The sequence below is a fragment of the Paraburkholderia sp. genome (assembly GCF_036488795.1).
Lineage (GTDB): Bacteria > Pseudomonadota > Gammaproteobacteria > Burkholderiales > Burkholderiaceae > Paraburkholderia.
Map to the genome: position 1 here is coordinate 1 of NZ_DASXHA010000014.1, position 19,223 is coordinate 19,223.

Here is a 19,223-nt window from a genome sequence, read left to right on the forward strand (position 1 = left end):
TGCGAGGGACGATCTTGTCTCGGACCAATACCGCGTGGGTGGCGAGGCGCACACCTACTGGCTGGCGGTTGGAAGCCCGCTTTCTTTGCCTACTTTCTTTGCGGCGGCAAAGAAAGTAGGTGCCGCCCCGCACAGGGGCGAGGCTAATAGACCGATAAGAATACAAGGAAAGGCCAACGCCGCAGGCAAACAGTCAAACGCCGAAGGCAAAAAAACCTTATCCAATCCCCTGCAACGTAATCCCCTTCACATCAACCCTGAAAGGCAAAATCCCATCCGCAAACGCGCGATCGGCGACCCGCTGCAGCGCGGCTATATCATCGTCACTCACAGGTCTCTGCCTCAAAGGCGCCCGCCCGGTAATGAGCCTCGAAGCCTCGAGCGGCAAGCGCGTCACCGTCGAATAAACTTGCGCATACTCCTGCGGATGCTCGACCGCCCAAGCCCCGGCCCGCTGAAAACGCCGTAGTGCATCGGAAATCGCCGGCCGCTTGACCTGATCCGCCGCCGCAGCCCCCGAAGCCGTAATGAACGCCAACCCCGTATTGATCTTCGTCCCATCGCGCAACACCCGCGCGCCACGCTGCACCGCCGTCCCATAGTACGGATCAAACGTTGCCCAGACCTCCAGTTGCTGCGCCTCGAAAGCAGCAAACGCATCGACCGGCAGCACAAAACGCACGTTCACGTCATCGCGCGTCAATCCAGCCTCGGCTAGCGCGCCGTACAACTGATACTGCGAAATACTGCCGCGCGCCGACGACACCACAACGGTTCGACCCTTCAGATCCGCCACCCGGCGAACCGGCGAATCCGGCTGCACCACAATGCCCAGCGCCGATGGCGCGCCCACCCGCGTCGCCACAATCTTCAAGGACGGATCACCGATCGCCGCGGCCAGCACCGGCAAATCGCCCGCAGGCGCAAGGTCCACCGCATTCGCACGCTGCGCCTCGAACAACGGCGCCGCACCCTGAAAGTTGGCCCAGCGAAACCCATACGACGTGCCGTCCAGCACATGCGCCGCTTCAGCTAATGCCCGCAAGCCACCCGCCTGATCGCCGAACACCAGCGTCGGCGTCGCGGCTAACGCATCCGCGCGGCCGACCCAGGACGCAGCGGGCGCGAGCCCGCAGGCGGCAAGGATGTGCAAGATGCGGCGGCGGTCGGAACGAAAGGCGGTCATCGGCATATCCCACGGGAAGTGAAAGGGCGCGGTCCGTCTCAACCATGAACCCAACGAAACGCGTCATCGGGAAGCGAGGTTAGCAATCCGCTCGAGCCGTCACAAACATGCAATTGCGATATCTTTATCGCCTATCAATATTTAACTAACGCATGTTGCGGTGCTACCGTGGATGCTCGCTTGACGCCCCGTTCGGGCCTCGCTGCCGGTCTGTGCACAGTGCGCCCGGCATTTGTCGATCATCTGGGAGACGCATCGTGACAGTCGAATTCATCGGCATGATCCAGACCCGCAAGGTCTCGGAAACGCACGCGCCGCAAGGTCCGGCAATAGATATCGGTTACGTGGAGCAGTTTGCGCAGGCGCATGACCAGGCAGGCTTCGATCGCGTGCTGGTGCCGCATCATTCGACGAGTCCCGATGCGCTTCTGACCGTCACGCACGCCGCGAGCGTCACGAAGCGCGTGCATTTCATGCTGGCGCATCGTCCCGGTTTTGTTGCGCCGACGCTCGCCGCGCGCCAGCTCGCCACGCTCGATCACTATTCGGGCGGCCGCCTCGCGGTGCACATCATTTCCGGCGGCGACGACGCGGAGCAGCGCCGCGACGGCGACTACCTGTCGCACGACGAACGCTACGCGCGCACCGACGAATACGTGTCGATCCTGCGCCGCATCTGGACCGAGAACCAGCCGTTCGATCATGCCGGCAAATACTATCGGTTCGAGCAGGGCTTCTCCGAAGTGAAACCGCTGCAGCAGCCGCATATTCCGATCTATTTCGGCGGTGCGTCCGCGCCCGCACTCGAAATTGCCGGCCGTCACGCCGATGTCTACGCCCTGTGGGGCGAATCGAAGGCACAGGTATGCGAGCAGGTGGCACGCGTGCGCGCGCAAGCCGCCCGGCATGGACGCACGGTGCGCTTCTCGGTGTCGTTCCGGCCGATTCTGGCGGACACCGAGGCCGCAGCGTGGGAGCGCGCCGATCACATTCTCGCCGAAACCAGACGGCTGCGTGCCGCACAAGGACTCGGGCTCGGCGGTCCGGCGCAGAGCGAGGGCGCGCGCCGGTTGCTGGCGGCATCAAGCGCCGGGGATCGCGCGGATGAACGGTTATGGACGGCGGTGGCGAGGGAAATCGGCGGCCGCTCGAATTCGACCGCGCTGGTCGGCACGCCGGAGCAGGTCGCCGATACGCTGGCGGAGTACCATGCACTTGGTGTGACCACCTTCCTGATCCGCGGCTTCGACCCGCTGGAAGACGCGCTCGATTACGGCCGCACACTGATTCCCGCCACCCGCGAACGGATCGCACATAGCGAACCCGCGGCGGTTTGAATGGAGGAGCGATGACCGATCTATCCCTGCCAAAGCATCATCCCGCTGACCTACCCGCGCTGCAGCGTCATGCGCCGTTGCGCAAATTCTGGTTCGACGAAGTGCCGCCGCGGGCGAGCCTTGCCGAAGAGCGCCGCTATCGACAGGAGCGCCTCGCCGTCGCGTTTCGCCTGTTTGCCCGTTATGGCTTCGATCAGGGGCTGGCCGGCCACATCACCGCACGCGATCCGGAATGGCCCGATCATTTCTGGGTCAATCCGTTCGGCAAGCATTTCAGCCGCATGCGTGTGTCGGATCTGCTGCTGCTGAATGCACAGGGCGAGATCGTGGTGGGCGCCGGGCCGGTCAATCAGGCCGCTTTTGCAATTCACGCCGCCATTCACGAGGCGCGTCCGGATGTGGTCGCCGCCGCGCACACGCATTCGCTGTACGGCAAGGCGTGGTCCACGCTCGGCCGCACGCTCGATCCGCTGACGCAAGACTCGTGCACGTTCTATCAGGACCACGCGTTGTTCGACGATTTCCAGGGCGTGGTGCTCGATACGCACGAAGGCGCGCGCATCGCTGCGGCGCTGGGTGAGCGCAGGGCGGTGATCCTGAAGAATCACGGCATTCTCACGGCAGGCCCGACCGTCGAAGCCGCCGCCTGGTGGTATATCGCGCTGGATAATGCCTGCCACACGCAACTGCTCGCCGAGGCCGCGGGCACGCCGCAGCTGATCCCGCACGAGGTGGCCGCGTTGACGCATGAACAGGTGGGACGCGCGGGCGGCGCGCTGTTCGCGTTCCAAAGTCTGCTGGAAGGACTGGTGGCAGCCGAACCCGACGTGCTGGACTGAGCGCCGTCCTCGCTGACCTGATCCCGCTCGTTGCATGCGCCGCCGCGTTGTCGGCGGCGTAGCTGCCTGCTGAGCGCGCCTCGCGCATCGCAGCGCTGACCCGCTCACGAGCGCGGGACCCTTTCTCGACTTTCGACCTTCCGCTCCTTTATGAACACATTATCGCGGCCCGACCGCCTGCGCACGTTTGTCGGCCAGATCGCCGCATTACTGGATGCTGACGTCGCGGAAACGCAGTTGATCGACGCAGGCGGCGCGCATCTGCGCGAACTTGTATCTCACGACGACTGGCTGCCCGACGCGTGGGCGCGCGCCGATCCGGTGCGCTATCAGCAATATCTGCTGCACGCGGATTCCCGGCAGCGTTTCTCCATTGTGAGTTTCGTCTGGGGCCCGGGGCAGTCAACGCCAGTGCACGATCACACTGTGTGGGGTTTAATCGGTGTATTACGCGGTGCGGAAGTCGCGCAGGACTATTGTCTGGACAAAGGCGGCACGGTGATTGCTAATGGAGTGGCGAGGCGGCTTGAAACCGGTGCAGTCGAGGCGGTTTCGCCGCGTGTCGGCGACATTCATCGCGTCAGCAATGCATACGAGGACCGTGTGTCGATCAGCATTCACGTTTATGGTGCAAACATCGGCGCCGTTTCACGCTCCGTCTATCCGGCGGAGGGTGGCCGCAAGACTTTTATCTCCGGCTACTCTAACGATGTGTTGCCGAATATCTGGAACGTATCGAAGGAGATCGCTTTCTCATGACGCTTGAGACTGAATTCCGTACTCGTGCCTTTGAAGATGTACGTCGCGCCTTGCTCGAACGGCGCGAAATCGCGCTGCTGGACGTGCGCGAAGAGGACCCGCATGCGCGCAGTCATCCGCTGTTTGCTGCGAACCTGCCGCTGTCGAAGCTGGAACTGGAAGTGCCGCTGCGCTTGCCGCGCCGCTCCGTGCCGATCGTCGTGCTCGACGACGGCGAAGGTCTCGCGCAACGCGCCGCGCTCCGTTTCACCGAACTGGGTTACACCGACGTGGCGTTGCTCGCCGGCGGGGTGCGTGGCTGGGCCGCGGCGGGCGGCGAGCTGTTCCAGGATGTGAACGCGCCGAGCAAGGCATTCGGCGAACTGGTGGAAAGCGAGCGGCACACGCCCGCGCTCGACGCGCAGGAGGTACAGGCGCTGCTCGCTAGCGACGCCAATATGGTGGTGTTCGACGCCCGCCGCTTCGACGAGTATCAGACCATGAATATTCCGGGCAGCATCAGCGTGCCTGGCGCGGAACTGGTGTTGCGCGCGCAGCAGCTTGCGCCGGACCCCACCACGCACATCATCGTCAATTGCGCGGGCCGCACGCGCAGCATCATCGGCACGCAGTCCCTGATCAATGCAGGCGTGCCCAATCCGGTAACGGCGCTGCGTAACGGCACGATTGGCTGGACGCTGGCCGGTCTCGAGCTGGCGCATGGCAGCACGCGGCGCTTCAGCCCGGCAACGGACGGCGCCGTGCGCGTCGCCGCAGCCGCCGCGGCACGCGCGGTGGCGGATCGCGCGGAAGTCGGGCGCACCACGCGCGACGAGGCCCGCCGTTGGGCGGACGAGGCAGTGCGCACGATTTATCGCTTCGACGTGCGCACGCCGCACGAATACGAATCGAGTCACGTGCCCGGTTTTCGCAGTGCGCCGGGCGGACAACTGGTGCAGGAAACGGACATGTTTGCGCCGGTACGTGGCGCTCGCGTGATTCTCGCGGACAGTGACGGTGTGCGCGCCAATATGACGGCATCGTGGCTTGCGCAGATGAACGTCGAGGTCTACGTGATCGACGGCCTGACACCGGCGGATTTCACGGAAGAGGGCGTGGCGCCGCCTGCGCGCAATGCGGTGACGCCGCCCGCCTCAGATGAGATTTCGCCCGCTGAACTGTCGGCCCTGCTGCAGTCGCCAGGTACGGTCGTGCTGGATTTCACCGCGAGCGCGAATTACGTGAAGCAGCATATTCCCGGCGCATGGTGGACGCTGCGTGCGCAACTGGCCGACGCATTGCCGAAGTTGCCGCCGGCGCAGCGCTACGTCGTCACGTGCTGGACCAGTGCGCTTGCGCGATTTGCGGCCCCGGAGCTGGCCGAACTGACGGGCAAGCCGGTCCAGGTGCTCACCGGCGGCACGAGTGCATGGCTTGCGGCGGGCTTGCCGCTCGAAACCGGCGAGACGCAGCTGGCGTCACCGCGCATCGACCGTTACCGGCGTCCTTACGAGGGCACGGATAACGCACGCGAAGCCATGAATGCGTATCTGGAGTGGGAGTACGGTCTGGTCGCGCAACTCTCGCGTGATGGCACGCATGGGTTTCATGTGATTTAAGCCGCATGCTGTTCGAGGCGTGCGTGTAGCCGTGCCGCCTTGAACTGTCGTTCGACGGACGCACCGAAACGTTCTACCGGCTGCTGCAATTTGCCGAGCACACGCGGATGCACGAGCCAGATCTCGATCAGCGGCTTGAAGTCGCTGATCGAAACCACGTCTAGCGAATCCGCGTAACGGCTCGCCTGCAGCAACGGCAGCGGCACGAGTCCAAGGCCGTGGCCATCCGCGACGAGTTGCAACTGCAACCCGGTACCCAGCGTTTCCAGATTCAGCTTCAATGCAAGGCCGAGACCGGTCAGGGCACGCTGCAATCCGTCGCGGAAACCACATCCATCCGGATTCAGGACCCAACCCGTCGCCTGGCACTCTGCCAGCGTATGGCTGCGTTTCTTGAGCGCGCCTTTGCGAGCGACGACCGCCAGCTTGACGCGTCCCAATGAGCGAGCGGCAAGCTGCGCGTCGAATGACTTGTTGGCGGGTAGCAGGATCGCTGCGGCGTCCAGTTCGCCCTGTTCGACGCGTTGCAACAGCTGACTGCCCCAGCCGGTTGCGGCGCTCGCCTGTAGCTCGGGGTAGTCCGACTTCAACTCGCGCAGCGCTTCCGGTAACGCAATATCCGCGATGGTCTGCGCCACGCCAAGACGCAATGTGCCAACCGGCGGCGTGTCGTTGGCAACCATCTCGCGCAGCACGTTCAGTTCGCGCTGGATCACGCGGCACTGCTCGTAGACGACACGCCCGGTGGCCGTCGCCTTCAGCGGGCGAGTGTTACGGTCGAGCAGCTCGACGCCCAACGCCTCTTCGAAATTCTGCAGACGACGCGTGATGGCGGGCTGCGTGAGGCCAAGTGTTTGCGCCGCCTGTTGCAACGACTGGCAGCGAATGACGGCGACGTATGCGTCGAGATCGTCGATCTTCATGATGTACGTGAGTGGAGAGGGCAAGGAATGGTGCGCTCGATGATACCTGCATGCCTCGTCGCAGACGTCATCGCGCGCGTCAAAATCTGCATATTTGCTTAGCAGAATAATGCGTTTGCCTTATACAAATGCGTTCCGTATCGTCAATGCTGATGCTGCTTTCCGCATGCACGCTCCCTGTATTGAACGCTATGACAACCACCTGCTTTGCCTTCCGCCGGCCCCTCGCCAAACTGCGCATCCGGCGCATGCTCACGAAGCCGTTCGGCTATGCGGCCTGCGCATTGCTGATCACGAGCACTATCACCACAGCCGCCACGGCCGCAGCCGCAGCCGACCTGCCGGTGCTCAAGGTCGGCGACCAGGCGTTGCAGACGCGCGGCATTCTCGAAGCATCCGGGCAATTGAAGGACTTGCCGTATCGCATCGAGTGGTTCAACTTCCCTGCGGCGCAGCCGCTCGGTGAAGCATTGAATGCCGGAGCGGTCGATGTGGGCGGACTCGGCGACGCACCTCTCGTGTTTGCGCTCGCCGCCGGCGCGCGGGTGCGTGCGGTGGCCGCGACGCGCTCGCATCCGGTGGATCTGGCGATTGTCGTCGGCGCGCATTCGCCGATCAACGATGTCGCGAGCCTGAAGGGCAAACGCATCGCCACGACGCGCGGTTCGATCGGCCACTTCCTCGCACTCGCGGCGCTGAAGAAAGCGCATGTGCCGCTGTCCGATGTCACGCTGGTGTTCCTCGCGCCCGCCGATGCGAAGGCCGCGCTCGCCTCGGGCAGCGTGGATGCGTGGTCGGTGTGGGATCCGTACACCGCGCTGGGCGAGTCGCGCGATCACGATCGCATCATCGCCAATGGCGTGGGTTTGTCCGAAGGGCTCAGCTATCAGGTCGCCACTGACCGTGCGATCACGGACAAGCGCGCGCAACTCGCGGACTTTCTGCGGCGCGTGGCGCTCGGCCAGCAATGGGCGCTGTCGCATCCGGCTGAAGTGGCGGCGATGCAATCGCGCGTGACGGGCTTGCCGCCGGATGTACTGACGACCGTGTATCAGCGCGGCCAGGTGCATCCGGTCGCGATCGACGACAGCGTGATCACCGCCCAGCAGCGCACAGCTGACACGTACACATCCGCGAACGTGATTCCCGCCCATCTCGACGTGCGGGCAAGCTTCGACCGCAGTTTTCCGTTGCCGTGAGTGTCACTGGATTTCCTGTGGGCCGCGCGGGTTTCGCGCGCTGACGATTCATCAGCCGATTCGGTGTAAACGCGCTCTCGCCTAATTCGCGGATTGCGTCTAAATTACTGCCACCTGGGCAAAATAGCCGAGGGACCAGACGGCCGTGAGCAGCGGTCCGTTCCGGGCGAAAGCGTAAGATCAGCGGCCCTCAGCGGCTGATTGCTTCGTGCGGATGCGGACCGCTGCGTGTCGTCCCGCAAGACGATTTTGATCGTTCCTCCCCGCGCTTCATCTGTCTCCCGTTTCTCTTCCCCGCGTAAATCGAACCACGCTCTGCGCCGTGTCGTTGCTGCGCTGCCGTGTGCACCCCTTGCGGCCCTCGCTGCGTGCGGCGAGCCGGTTTTGTTATGCTTTGGCTACATCCTCCCCAGAACGACCGAATCTCAACCTGACTCATGCCTTCGAGCTTCCGACTGCTTTGCGTGGCCGTGCTGGGCGCCTCCCTTGCGCTCACGGGTTGCGACGACCAACAGGGCGAACGCGCTGTGCAAAAACTCAAGGAACTCTTCAATGCCGTCAAACCGGATGCGTTATTGCTGAAAGGCCTCACCCCCGGCGTCACGACGGAAGATCAGATTCGCGAGCAGATGGGCAAGCCCGAAACCGAACGCACGTTTACCGACGGTTCGAAACGGCTCGAATATCCGCGCGGCCCGCAGGGCCTCAACACCTACATGGTCGACATCGACCGTGACGGCAAGCTGCAAGCCATCACACAGGTGCTGACGGCGGCCAACTTCGCCAAGGTCCAAGCGGGCATGAGCGAGGATGAAGTGCGGCGCCTGCTCGGCAAGCCCGGCCAGATTGCGGTATTTCCGCTCAAGCCCGAGACGGTGTGGAGCTGGAAGTGGCGCGAAGGCGGTGTCACTGAGGAGGCGTTTTTCAACGTGCACTTCGACGCTTTTCACAAGGTCTATACGACATCGCGCTCTGACATCATTCGCGGTCGATAAGGGGGGAACAGGAACATGTTGCGGCGACGTCCTCATTCGCGCATTGGTCTCGTGCTGGGCGGCGGCGCCGCACGCGGCTGGGCGCATATCGGCGCCATCCGCGCACTGCACGATGCGGGCATCAAACCGGACGTGGTGTGCGGCACCTCGATCGGCGCGCTGGTCGGCGCGGTCTATGCAAACGGCGACCTCGACTGGCTCGAAGACTGGGTGTCTCGCCTGACGTGGCAAACCGTGGTGCGCCTGCTCGATCTGCGCATTTCCGGCGGTTTGCTGGGCGGTCGCAAAGTCATTCAGGTGTTTGCCAATCGCTTCAACGGCAGTGAGATCAGCGGTCTGGGCATGCCGTTCGCGGCGGTGGCGACCGAACTCGATTCGGGCCGCGAGACCTGGTTGCAGGACGGCAGCGTGGTGGATGCGGTGCGCGCATCGATTGCGATTCCGGGCATCTTTACGCCGGTGTGGCACAACGGCGTGTGGCTCGTGGACGGCGGCTTGAGCAATCCGGTGCCGGTGTCCGTCGCGCGCGGCATGCGGGCCGATTGCGTGATCGCGGTGGATCTGAATAGCGACATCCTGAATGGCCGCGATTTCGGCGGCGTGGTTGCCGCCATGCCGGCCATCGACCCCGCGGCGCCCCCGCCGGGTTCGCTGCGCAAAAACGGCAGGCCCTGGCCGCGCTGGCTCGCGCCCGCGGAAGACAGCGTGTCGAACGACGTGCGCGTGGCGCCGGCACCCAGCGCGCGCGTGCCGTCAATGCTGAGCTCGGTTGCGCAGAGCATCGACATCATGCAGGTGCGGATTACCCGCAGCCGCCTTGCCGGCGAGCCTGCCGACATCCTGATTCAGCCGCGTCTGGGCGGCATGGGAATTTTCGATTTCCACCGTGCTGCGCCGGCCATTGCGGAAGGGCGGGCGGCGGTCGAAAACATGTTGCCGGCGATTCGCGCACGCCTCGGGATCGAATGACGGCCAGCCGCCGGCGGCGTGTGCTGCATGCTGTACACCGGCAGCGTCTTTAAACCGCGCTGGTATTTTTCGACGCAATCAGGCGACAGATCCGCTTGCCCGAACTTTCGCTCGTCGCGTCTTCGAACAGCAGGATCGCGCAATCGACCAGCGCGTCCGTCACGAGCTTCGGCTCGAACGCGGAATACAGGCGGCCATCGGGCTGCCGCTGGTCGTCGCCTTGCGTCACCCGCCATGACAGATACAGCATGCCGTTACGCCGCAGAATGCGTCGCAGGCTTTCCACGGCTTGCGGCACGGCCTCCGCCGGCAAATGCATGATCACGGTCTCGCAGACGACGTTATCAAAGGTCTCGTCGATCTCCGCAAGTGCGGGCAACATGGCTTCACGAAATGCGATGTGCGGATGCAGACGGCGCGCTTCGGCGAGGAGCTCGGCCGACGCATCGAAGCCGGTCACATCGTAGTCATGCTCCGCTAGCCACGCGGCATCGCGGCCGTTGCCGCAACCGATCTCAGCGGTCTTTCCTTGCGGCAACAGATGCGTTTCCAGCAGCGCGTAAAGGTCGTTCGGCGGTGGCTGGTCGAGCCATTCCTGGCTGTAGCGGGCGGCGTCCTTCGAATAGGCGTCGAGCGTGGCGGAATCGAAGCGGGAGGTCATGGGATGATCCTCAAGAGAGGGTGGCGGGCGCAACGACCTGCAAGGCATGAGCGCCCGCATCACCGCAGTGTAACGGGGTTTGCCCTAATGGCGCGGGTAAACGCGCCTTCAAGATCACCCGCGCCGTCTATCGAAAAAGCGACCCGAAACTTGCTAAAACGCGGCGGGTGGCGCCGCCGCGCGCGCTGCTTGCAAACCCATGGCGCCCGCTAAAACAGGGGTCTCGCGTCGCTACGGCATGGAATCGTTTGATGTTGCGACGCAACATGAGACTGCGGACCTGTTTGAGCAAATCATTTTCGCTTGCGAGTATCCGCGCCATGCCGAACGGCTTGCGACGGCCGCGTCGTACGCGCGACGCGTGCCGCCCGCCACGCTGCCCTAACCCTGGATGGAGACAAACGTGTTCCTTTACGGCTTTGGTCCGGTGCTGCTGGCCGGTACGATCCAGACAATCGAGCTGTCGGTGCTGTCGCTCCTCGCAGCGGTGCTGCTCGGCCTGGCCGGCGCGGCCGCGAAGCTCTCCTTCAACCGGCCGCTGCGCATGCTCGGTACCGCTTATACGACGCTGATCCGCTCGGTGCCCGACCTCGTGCTGATGCTGCTGCTGTTCTACAGCATCCAGATCGGCGTCAACGATCTGACCGACGCGTTGAATCTGCCGCAGTTCGACATCGACCCGTTCGTGGCCGGTGTCATCACGCTCGGCTTCATCTATGGCGCGTACTTCACGGAGACCTTCCGCGGCGCGTTTCTCTCGGTGCCGCGCGGCCAGCTCGAAGCGGGCGCGGCCTATGGCATGAGCGGCGCACGCGTGTTCGCGCGCATCATGTTTCCGCAGATGATGCGCTTCGCGTTGCCCGGCATCGGCAACAACTGGCAAGTGCTCGTGAAGGCGACCGCGCTCGTGTCGATCATCGGTCTCGCGGACGTCGTCAAGGCCGCGCAGGACGCGGGCAAGAGCACCTTCAACATGTTTTTCTTCATCCTGATCGCGGCGCTCATTTATCTGGCCATCACCACGGCATCGAACCTCGTGCTGATCTGGCTGGAACGGCGTTATTCGATTGGCGTGCGGCACGCGGAGCTGTGAGGCGACCATGATCGAAATCCTTTCCCAATTCGGCCGCGCGTTCCTCTACTGGGACGGCCAGCGGCTGTCCGGCCTCGCGGTGACCTTGTGGCTGCTGGTGGCGTCCATCGGCATTGGCTTTTGCTGCGCGATTCCGCTCGCCGTGGCCCGGGTGTCGAAAAAGCGCTGGCTGTCCACGCCGGTGCGCTTCTACACCTACGTGTTTCGCGGCACGCCGCTATACGTGCAATTGCTGCTGATCTACACGGGTATGTACAGCCTCGAGTTCGTGCGCTCGCATCAGTGGCTCGACGCGTTCTTCCGCAGCGGGTTTCACTGCGCTATCCTCGCGTTCGCGCTGAACACCTGCGCCTATACGACCGAGATTTTCGCCGGTGCGATCCGCTCCACCTCGCACGGTGAAGTGGAAGCGGCGCGCGCCTACGGGATGAGCTGGTTCACGATGTATCGCCGCATCATCCTGCCGTCCGCGCTGCGCCGGGCGCTGCCGTTGTACAGTAACGAAGTGATCCTGATGTTGCATGCCACCACGGTTGCCTTCACGGCCACGGTGCCGGACATCCTGAAGGTGGCGCGCGACGCGAATTCGGCCACGTACGACTCGTTCAGCGCGTTCGGTATCGCGGCGTTGATCTATCTTGCGGTATCGTTCGCGCTGGTGGCCCTGTTCAGGCGTGCCGAGCGTCACTGGCTGGCCTATCTGGCAGTGCGGCCGCATTGAGCGGCATGCCCCGCAAGGGCGCTTCGGGTTGGTCGCTCGCGGCATGCGCCGCTGCGACGAACAGGTTCCACCCTGTCCTCAGCGTGACTGGACAGGTCCGTTTTCACCTTGGGAGAGCATCTTGCTCCACACGACTCAGACTGAAGCCTGCAAGCTCGCCGTGCAGGACATCCACAAGCGCTATGGCGATAACGAAGTGCTCAAGGGCGTGTCGCTGAACGCGAACAAGGGCGACGTGATCAGCATTATCGGCGCGAGCGGGTCGGGCAAGAGCACGTTCCTGCGCTGCATCAATTTTCTGGAACGTCCGAACGCCGGCCAGATCGTCGTCGACGGCGAAGCGGTACGCACCAGGGCCGATCGTCACGGCAACCTCGAAGTGGCCGACCACAAGCAGTTACAGCGCATCCGCACGAAGCTGGCCATGGTGTTCCAGCACTTCAACCTGTGGGCGCACATGAATGTGATCGAGAACATCGTCGAAGCGCCGATTCACGTGCTCGGCCTGCCGCGCCGTGAGGCCGAGGAGCGCGCTCGCGAGTATCTGGAGAAAGTGGGTCTCGCGCCGCGTCTGGAGAAACAGTATCCGTCGCATCTGTCGGGTGGCCAGCAGCAGCGTGTGGCGATTGCGCGTGCTCTCGCGATGAATCCGGACGTGATGCTGTTCGACGAACCGACTTCCGCGCTCGATCCCGAACTGGTGGGCGAAGTGCTGAAGGTGATGCAAAAGCTCGCCGAAGAAGGCCGCACCATGATCGTCGTCACGCACGAAATGGGTTTTGCGCGCAATGTGTCGAATCACGTGATGTTCCTGCACCAGGGGCGCACGGAGGAAGAGGGCGTGCCTGCCGAGGTGCTGTCGGCGCCGCGCAGCGAGCGTCTCAAGCAGTTCCTCTCCGGCAGTCTCAAGTAACGCCGCGCTTTCCATCCTGATGGCCCGCACGTCGTCCAGTTCTGCCCGCACGACCCAGGTGGCGATCGTCGCGTTGCCGCCGGTGTCGATGTCGGGCGTAGGTCCCATCGTCGACGCGCTCAACCTTGCCAACGAGATCGACGGCCGCGCGTTGTACCGCTGGCAAGTGTGTTCGTGGGACGGCCGCGCCGTGCCGCTCTCGGGCGGCGCGCAATGGCCGGCGGATGCCGCGTTCGGCGACGCCGTTTCCTGCGACTGGCTGATCATCGTCAGCGAGCGCTTCCAGCAATTCGCCGACTACCGTTTGTTCCTCGCGAGCCTGTCGCGCGTCGGCCAGCGCACGCCGCTCGTCACGGGCATCCATCACGGCGTGTGGTGGCTCGCCATGGCGGGGCAGTTGTCGGGCTATCGGGTGAGCGTCAACTGGGAAACCTATCAGCAGTTCTCCGAGCAGTTCGAACGCTCCATCGTCACGCAACAGATCTTCGAAATCGACCGCGATCGCGCTACCTGTGCGGGCGGCCAGGCGAGCGTCGACTTCATGCTGGCGATGATCGCGCGCGAGCACGGTCCTGAGCTGGCCGATCGGATTGCGGATACGCTGGGCGTGGGTGTCTTGCGCGCAGGGGAAGAGCGGCAGCGCATCCCGTTCGTCACCGCGCCCGGGGAGCGTCATCCACGCCTGAACGACGCGTTGCTGCTGATGGAGGCCAATATCGAAGACCCGTTGACGAGCGACGAAATCGCGGGCCTCGTCGGCGTATCGCGACGTCAGCTGGAGCGGCTGTTTCGCCAGTATCTCGGATCGATGCCGTCCAAATACTATCTGGGGCTGCGTCTGTCGAAAGCCCGCACGCAATTGCAGCGCACCAGCAAATCCGTGGTGCAGATCAGCCTCGCGTGCGGATTTTCGTCGGCAGCGCATTTTTCCAATGCTTATCGTGAACGTTTCGGCGTGACGCCGCGCGAGGATCGCCGCAACTGGATCGAAAAGCAGACCGGCGTGAGCGGCACGGCGGCGAGCGAGCCACGGCCGGCCGCGCTGATCGAACCTCCCGATGAAACGGAGCGCTAGCCGCTTCGGGCACGTGTTGCCCCCGGCTGGCGGCAAGAAGCCCGCGAAACCCGTCGCGTATGCGCAAGACGTTTCACGCACGGTTTCCTACACTTACGCTATTACCCGTGACGAGGATTTGCCATGAACGACCTGACAGTGACACGCCAGACCTTCGACGAAGTGATGGTGCCGGTGTTTGCGCCCGCCGCCTTCGTGCCGGACCGCGGGGTGGGTTCGCGGGTCTGGGACACACAGGGCCGCGACTATATCGACTTCGCCGGCGGCATCGCCGTGACGGCGCTTGGCCACGCGCACCCGGAACTGCTGCAAGTACTGAGCGAGCAAGGCAGCAAGCTGTGGCACATCGGTAACGGTTACACCAACGAACCGGTGCTGCGTCTGGCGAAACGCCTCGAAGCGTTGACCTTCGCCGAGCGCGCGTTCTTCGCCAATTCGGGCGCGGAAGCGAACGAAGCGGCGCTCAAGCTGGCGCGCCGCGTCGCGTTCGACCGTCACGGCGCGGACAAATACGAAATCATCTCCTTCACGCAGTCGTTCCATGGCCGCACGTTCTTTACCGTGAGCGTCGGCGGCCAGCCGAAGTATTCGGAAGGTTTCGGTCCGGTGCCCGGAGGCATCGTCCATCTGCCGTACAACGATATCGAAGCGGCGCGCAAGGCGATCGGCGCGAAAACCTGCGCGGTGATCGTCGAGCCGATCCAGGGCGAAGGCGGTGTGATCCCGGCCGATCCGGAATTCCTCAAGGCGCTGCGCGAAGCCTGCAATCAGCACGGCGCACTGCTGATTTTTGACGAGGTACAAACGGGTGTGGGCCGCAGCGGCTACTTCTACGCATACCAGGACACGGGCGTGACGCCGGACATCCTGACCACGGCGAAGGCGCTCGGCAACGGTTTCCCGATCGGGGCAATGCTGACCACCAACGAACTGGCGGCGTACTTCAAGGTTGGCGTGCACGGCACGACGTACGGCGGCAATCCGCTCGGCGCCGCCATTGCAGAAAAAGTGGTCGAGCTGATCAGCGATCCGAAGCTGCTCGAAGGCGTGCGGACGCGCAGCGAAGCATTGAAGGGGCAACTGGCGAAGCTGAACGAGCGCTTCGGTCTCTTCAAGGAAGTGCGCGGCAAGGGCCTTCTGATCGGCGCGGAACTGACCGGCTCCTTCAAGGGCCGCGCGAAAGACTTCGTCACGGCGGCCGGCAAGCATGGCGTGATCATGCTGATGGCGGGTCCAGACGTGCTGCGCTTCGTGCCGTCGCTGATCATCCCGCTCGACGACATGTATGAAGGCTTCGTGCGTCTCGCGAAGGCGATCGAAGAGGTTGTCGGCGCAACCACTGAAGCGGCTCGCTAAGCCTCGCGCCGTCAATCTGACGCAGGATTAACGCTTCACACTAACCACTGGAACGACGATGCTCTTCGTACGCCCCGGCCGCCTCGCCGATCTCGACGCGCTCGAACATATGGCGCGCACGGCTCAACCTGTGCTGCACTCGTTGCCGCATGACCGCCGGGCGCTCGAAGCGCGCGTCGCGTTGTCGGAAGATTCGTTTCGCGCGGAAGTCGATTTTCCCGGCGAGGAGTTCTACCTGTTCGTGCTCGAAGACAGCGAGACCGGTAGGTTGCTGGGCACTGCGAGCATCGTCGCGGCCGCCGGTTATTCCGAGCCGTTCTACGCGTTTCGCAACGACGCGCTGATTCATGCGTCGCGCGAGCTGCATGTGAATCGAAAGATTCATGCGCTGACCATGTCGCATGAGCTGACCGGCAAGAGCCGCCTCGCGGGCTTCTATATCGACCCGTCGTTGCGTGGCAGCGCCGCCGCGCATCTGATGTCGCGCTCGCGGATGATGTACATCGCGGCCAATCGCAAGCGCTTCACCTCCGAGGTGTTTTCGCTGCTGCTCGGCGTGACCGACGACGACGGCGTGTCGCCATTCTGGGAAGCGGTGGGCCGCAAGTTCTTCGGCCGCAATTTCGCGGACATCGAAATCGAATCGGGCGGCCGCAGCCGCACGTTCATTGCGGAAGTGATGCCGAGCTATCCGGTGTACGTGCCGCTCTTGCCGGAATCGGCGCAGCGCGTCCTGGGGGAGCCGGACGAAAAAGCGTTGCTCGCCTATGAGATTCACCTGGAAGAAGGCTTCGAGACGGACCGCTTCGTCGATATCTTCGATGCGGGTCCGGTGCTGACCGCGCAGATCGACCGCAGCGCCTGCGTCGCGCGCAACGAGACGCGTGCGGTTCATGAAGCGTCTGCCAGCGCGCCGGGCGCGACCTTTCTGGTGGCCAGCAATCGCGCGGGCGAATTTCGCTGCGTGCTTGCCGACCTGCCCGCGCAGAAGCAGGCAGGCGCGCCGTTAGCGCAAACGGTGCGTGCCGCGCTCGGTGTGCACGACGGCGACGCGGTGCGCTGCGTGCCGCTGCATCAGCAGCGTGAAGCAGCGGCAGATCAACTTTCGGGAGAAGCACAATGATCGTCGTTCGCGTCGTGCAGACGGGCGATGTGGACGCGCTCGTCGCGCTCGCTCAGGAGACCGGTCCCGGTCTCACCACCTTCAAACCGGATCGCGAGGCGCTCGCGGCGCGCATCGCGCGTACGCGGCGCACGATGGAAGACAAGGCCGAGCCGCACGAAGCCGGCTACTTCTTCGTGATGGAAGACACGGCCACGGGCGATGTGGCAGGCGTGTGCGGCATCGAAACCGCAGTGGGTCTCGAGCAGCCGTTCTATAACTACCGGGTCAGCACGGTGGTGCATGCAAGCCAGGACCTCGGCATCTGGACCCGGATGCACGCGCTCAACATCTCGCACGACCTGACCGGCTATGCGGAAGTGTGCTCGCTGTTTCTGAGCCCGCGCTATCGCACGAGCGGTGTCGGCGGATTGTTGTCGCGCTCGCGCTTCATGTTTCTCGCGCAGTTCCGCGAGCGTTTTCCGCAGCGTCTATGCGCGGAATTGCGCGGCCATTTCGACGCGGTCGGTTCGCATTTCTATCAGATCGATTTCAACGCGGCGGACTATCTCAGCTCGCATGGCCGCAAGGCGTTTCTTGCCGAGCTGATGCCGCGTTATCCGGTGTACGTCGAACTGCTGCCGCAAGAGGCGCAGGACGCCGTCGGCCTCACGCACAGCGACACGATTCCCGCACGCCGGATGCTCGAAAGCGAGGGGCTGCGCTACGAGAACCACGTCGATATCTTCGACGCGGGCCCGGTGCTCGAATGTCACATTGCCGACTTGCGCACCGTGCGCGAAAGCGTGGTGGTGCCGGTCGAAATCCTTGCCTCAGGTGCAGCGGCCGCGCCGAAGGATGGCCCGAAGTCATTGATATCGAACACGTCGCTCGGCGATTTCCGCGTCGGCGCGGCGGCGGGCGTGCCGCACGACGGCGTGTTCCGTCTGACGGCCGGCGAAGCCGCGGCACTCGACGTGAAGGCAGGCGACCCGGTCCGGGTACTGCCGCTTAAACAGAAACAGGGATGATCATGAGCGAGCTTTTCATCGACGGCGAATGGGCCGCCGGCACAGGACACGTTTTCGCGTCGCGCCACCCGGGTACGGGCGCGACAGTGTGGGAAGGGCGCAGCGCCTCCGCCGGGGACGTCGAGCGGGCGGTGCGCAGCGCGCGTCGCGCGTTTGGCGCGTGGTCCGCGTTGAGCGTGGATGACCGTTGCGCGGTGCTGCGCCGTTTCGCTGCGCTCATCACCGAACGCAAGGAAGCGCTCGCCGAAGCGATTGGCCGCGAGACCGGCAAGCCGCTGTGGGAAGCGCGTACCGAAGTGGCGTCGATGGCGGCCAAGGTCGAGATCTCGATCCAGGCCTATCACGAGCGCACTGGCGAAAAGCGCGCGCCGCTGGCCGACGGCACCGCCGTGCTGCGGCATCGTCCGCATGGTGTGGTGGCGGTGTTCGGGCCGTATAACTTCCCCGGGCATTTGCCGAACGGGCATATCGTGCCGGCACTGATCGCGGGCAATGCGGTCGTGTTCAAGCCGTCGGAACTGGCGCCCGGTGTCGCACAGGTCACCGTCGAAGCATGGCGCGAGGCGGGCTTGCCTGCTGGCGTGCTGAACCTCGTGCAAGGCGAGAAGGACACGGGCGTGGCACTGGCGAATCATCGGCAGATCGACGGCCTGTTCTTCACCGGCAGCTCGGATACGGGCACGCTGCTGCACAAGCAGTTTGGCGGCCGTCCGGAGATTGTGCTGGCGCTCGAGATGGGCGGCAACAATCCGCTCGTGATCGGACCCGTTGCGGATCTCGATGCCGCCGTGCATCACACGATTCAATCGGCGTTTCTGTCGGCAGGGCAGCGTTGCACCTGCGCGCGGCGTATCTTCGTGCCGGATGATGCGTTTGGCGAGCGCTTCCTTGCACGCCTGACGGATGTGAGCTCGCGCATCACGGTGGGCGAATACAACGCCGAGCCGCAGCCGTTCATGGGTGCGGTGATTTCGGCGCGCGCCGCAAAGCGTCTCGTGGACGCCCAGGCACATTTGCTGGACAGCGGCGCAAAGTCGCTGCTGAGGATGGAACAGCGCGACCCGCAACTCGGCTTCGTCACGCCGGCCATTCTGGACGTAACCCACGTCGCGGATCTGCCGGATGAAGAGCACTTCGGACCGCTCGCGCAGATCGTCCGTTATGCGACCTTCAACGAAGCCATTGAACGTGCCAACGATACCGACTTCGGTTTGTCGGCCGGACTGCTGGCCGACGACGAAACGCTGTGGACGCACTTCCAGCGCACCATCCGCGCGGGCATCGTCAACTGGAACCGGCCGACCAATGGTGCGTCGTCTGCGGCGCCGTTCGGCGGCACCGGACGCTCCGGCAACAACCGCCCGAGCGCGTATTACGCCGCCGACTATTGCGCGTATCCGATGGCCTCCGTCGAAAGCGCCCAACTGCAAATGCCCGCGAGCGTGTCGCCGGGCCTTCATTTCTGA

18 protein-coding genes are annotated in these 19,223 nt (G+C 64.0%); 15 read left to right on the forward strand and 3 right to left on the reverse strand.

What is annotated here, in order from left to right; translation table 11 throughout:
* Positions 1-217 precede the first annotated feature (217 nt).
* Positions 218-1,192, reverse strand: coding sequence for an ABC transporter substrate-binding protein (locus VGH41_RS02060; RefSeq protein WP_414696579.1), 975 nt, complete (start codon positions 1,190-1,192; stop codon positions 218-220).
* Positions 1,193-1,443: 251 nt separating this feature from the next.
* On the opposite strand from VGH41_RS02060, the gene VGH41_RS02065 reads away from it, so the two are divergent.
* From VGH41_RS02065 to VGH41_RS02080, 4 genes are all read left to right on the forward strand, one after another.
* Positions 1,444-2,523 (forward strand): LLM class flavin-dependent oxidoreductase, encoded by a 1,080-nt coding sequence (locus tag VGH41_RS02065; RefSeq protein WP_331595680.1) that lies wholly within the window; start codon positions 1,444-1,446, stop codon positions 2,521-2,523.
* 11 nt (positions 2,524-2,534) lie between these two features.
* Entirely contained in the window at positions 2,535-3,362 is an 828-nt protein-coding gene (locus VGH41_RS02070) for a class II aldolase/adducin family protein (protein WP_331595681.1), read from the forward strand.
* A 150-nt stretch (positions 3,363-3,512) separates the two neighbouring features.
* Complete coding sequence (locus tag VGH41_RS02075) at positions 3,513-4,121, forward strand: cysteine dioxygenase (RefSeq protein WP_331595682.1); 609 nt, start codon at positions 3,513-3,515, stop codon at positions 4,119-4,121.
* On the forward strand, positions 4,118-5,719 hold the full coding sequence (locus VGH41_RS02080) for a rhodanese-related sulfurtransferase (protein WP_331595683.1): 1,602 nt from the start codon (positions 4,118-4,120) through the stop codon (positions 5,717-5,719). Before VGH41_RS02075 ends, VGH41_RS02080 begins: the two co-directional genes overlap by 4 nt.
* Here VGH41_RS02080 and VGH41_RS02085 read toward each other — a convergent pair.
* On the reverse strand, positions 5,716-6,642 hold the full coding sequence (locus tag VGH41_RS02085) for a LysR family transcriptional regulator (RefSeq protein WP_331595704.1): 927 nt from the start codon (positions 6,640-6,642) through the stop codon (positions 5,716-5,718). The genes VGH41_RS02080 and VGH41_RS02085 overlap by 4 nt on opposite strands.
* A gap of 191 nt (positions 6,643-6,833) precedes the next feature.
* Between VGH41_RS02085 and VGH41_RS02090 the strand changes: the two genes are divergently transcribed.
* The 3 genes from VGH41_RS02090 (at position 6,834) to VGH41_RS02100 (ending at position 9,805) form a co-directional block, all read left to right on the forward strand.
* A complete protein-coding gene (locus VGH41_RS02090) occupies positions 6,834-7,841 on the forward strand; it encodes an ABC transporter substrate-binding protein (RefSeq protein WP_331595684.1) in 1,008 nt (335 codons plus the stop codon).
* A gap of 437 nt (positions 7,842-8,278) precedes the next feature.
* Positions 8,279-8,836: a hypothetical protein gene (locus VGH41_RS02095; RefSeq protein WP_331595685.1), complete on the forward strand. Its 558-nt coding sequence runs from the start codon at positions 8,279-8,281 to the stop codon at positions 8,834-8,836.
* A gap of 15 nt (positions 8,837-8,851) precedes the next feature.
* Complete coding sequence (locus VGH41_RS02100; RefSeq protein WP_331595686.1) at positions 8,852-9,805, forward strand: patatin-like phospholipase family protein; 954 nt, start codon at positions 8,852-8,854, stop codon at positions 9,803-9,805.
* 49 nt (positions 9,806-9,854) lie between these two features.
* Here the strand turns inward: VGH41_RS02100 and VGH41_RS02105 are convergent, their stop codons facing one another.
* Positions 9,855-10,466, reverse strand: a complete 612-nt coding sequence (locus VGH41_RS02105) for a class I SAM-dependent methyltransferase (RefSeq protein WP_331595687.1) — start codon at positions 10,464-10,466, stop codon at positions 9,855-9,857.
* A 403-nt stretch (positions 10,467-10,869) separates the two neighbouring features.
* On the opposite strand from VGH41_RS02105, the gene VGH41_RS02110 reads away from it, so the two are divergent.
* From VGH41_RS02110 to astD, 8 genes are all read left to right on the forward strand, one after another.
* The gene (locus VGH41_RS02110) at positions 10,870-11,559 is read left to right on the forward strand and encodes a histidine ABC transporter permease HisQ (protein WP_331595688.1); all 690 of its coding nucleotides are present in this window, start codon (positions 10,870-10,872) and stop codon (positions 11,557-11,559) included.
* Between the two features lie 7 nt (positions 11,560-11,566).
* Complete coding sequence (locus VGH41_RS02115; protein ID WP_331595689.1) at positions 11,567-12,280, forward strand: ABC transporter permease; 714 nt, start codon at positions 11,567-11,569, stop codon at positions 12,278-12,280.
* 121 nt (positions 12,281-12,401) lie between these two features.
* Positions 12,402-13,193: an ABC transporter ATP-binding protein gene (locus VGH41_RS02120; protein ID WP_331595690.1), complete on the forward strand. Its 792-nt coding sequence runs from the start codon at positions 12,402-12,404 to the stop codon at positions 13,191-13,193.
* A 19-nt stretch (positions 13,194-13,212) separates the two neighbouring features.
* Complete coding sequence (locus tag VGH41_RS02125; protein ID WP_331595691.1) at positions 13,213-14,268, forward strand: GlxA family transcriptional regulator; 1,056 nt, start codon at positions 13,213-13,215, stop codon at positions 14,266-14,268.
* A 123-nt stretch (positions 14,269-14,391) separates the two neighbouring features.
* Positions 14,392-15,624, forward strand: coding sequence for an aspartate aminotransferase family protein (locus VGH41_RS02130; protein WP_331595692.1), 1,233 nt, complete (start codon positions 14,392-14,394; stop codon positions 15,622-15,624).
* Positions 15,625-15,682: 58 nt separating this feature from the next.
* Entirely contained in the window at positions 15,683-16,747 is a 1,065-nt protein-coding gene (gene aruF / locus VGH41_RS02135; protein ID WP_331595693.1) for an arginine/ornithine succinyltransferase subunit alpha, read from the forward strand.
* Positions 16,744-17,757, forward strand: a complete 1,014-nt coding sequence (gene astA / locus VGH41_RS02140) for an arginine N-succinyltransferase (protein ID WP_331595694.1) — start codon at positions 16,744-16,746, stop codon at positions 17,755-17,757. The genes aruF and astA overlap by 4 nt, the downstream gene beginning before the upstream one ends.
* Before the next feature lie 2 nt (positions 17,758-17,759).
* Positions 17,760-19,223, forward strand: coding sequence for a succinylglutamate-semialdehyde dehydrogenase (gene astD / locus VGH41_RS02145; protein WP_331595695.1), 1,464 nt, complete (start codon positions 17,760-17,762; stop codon positions 19,221-19,223).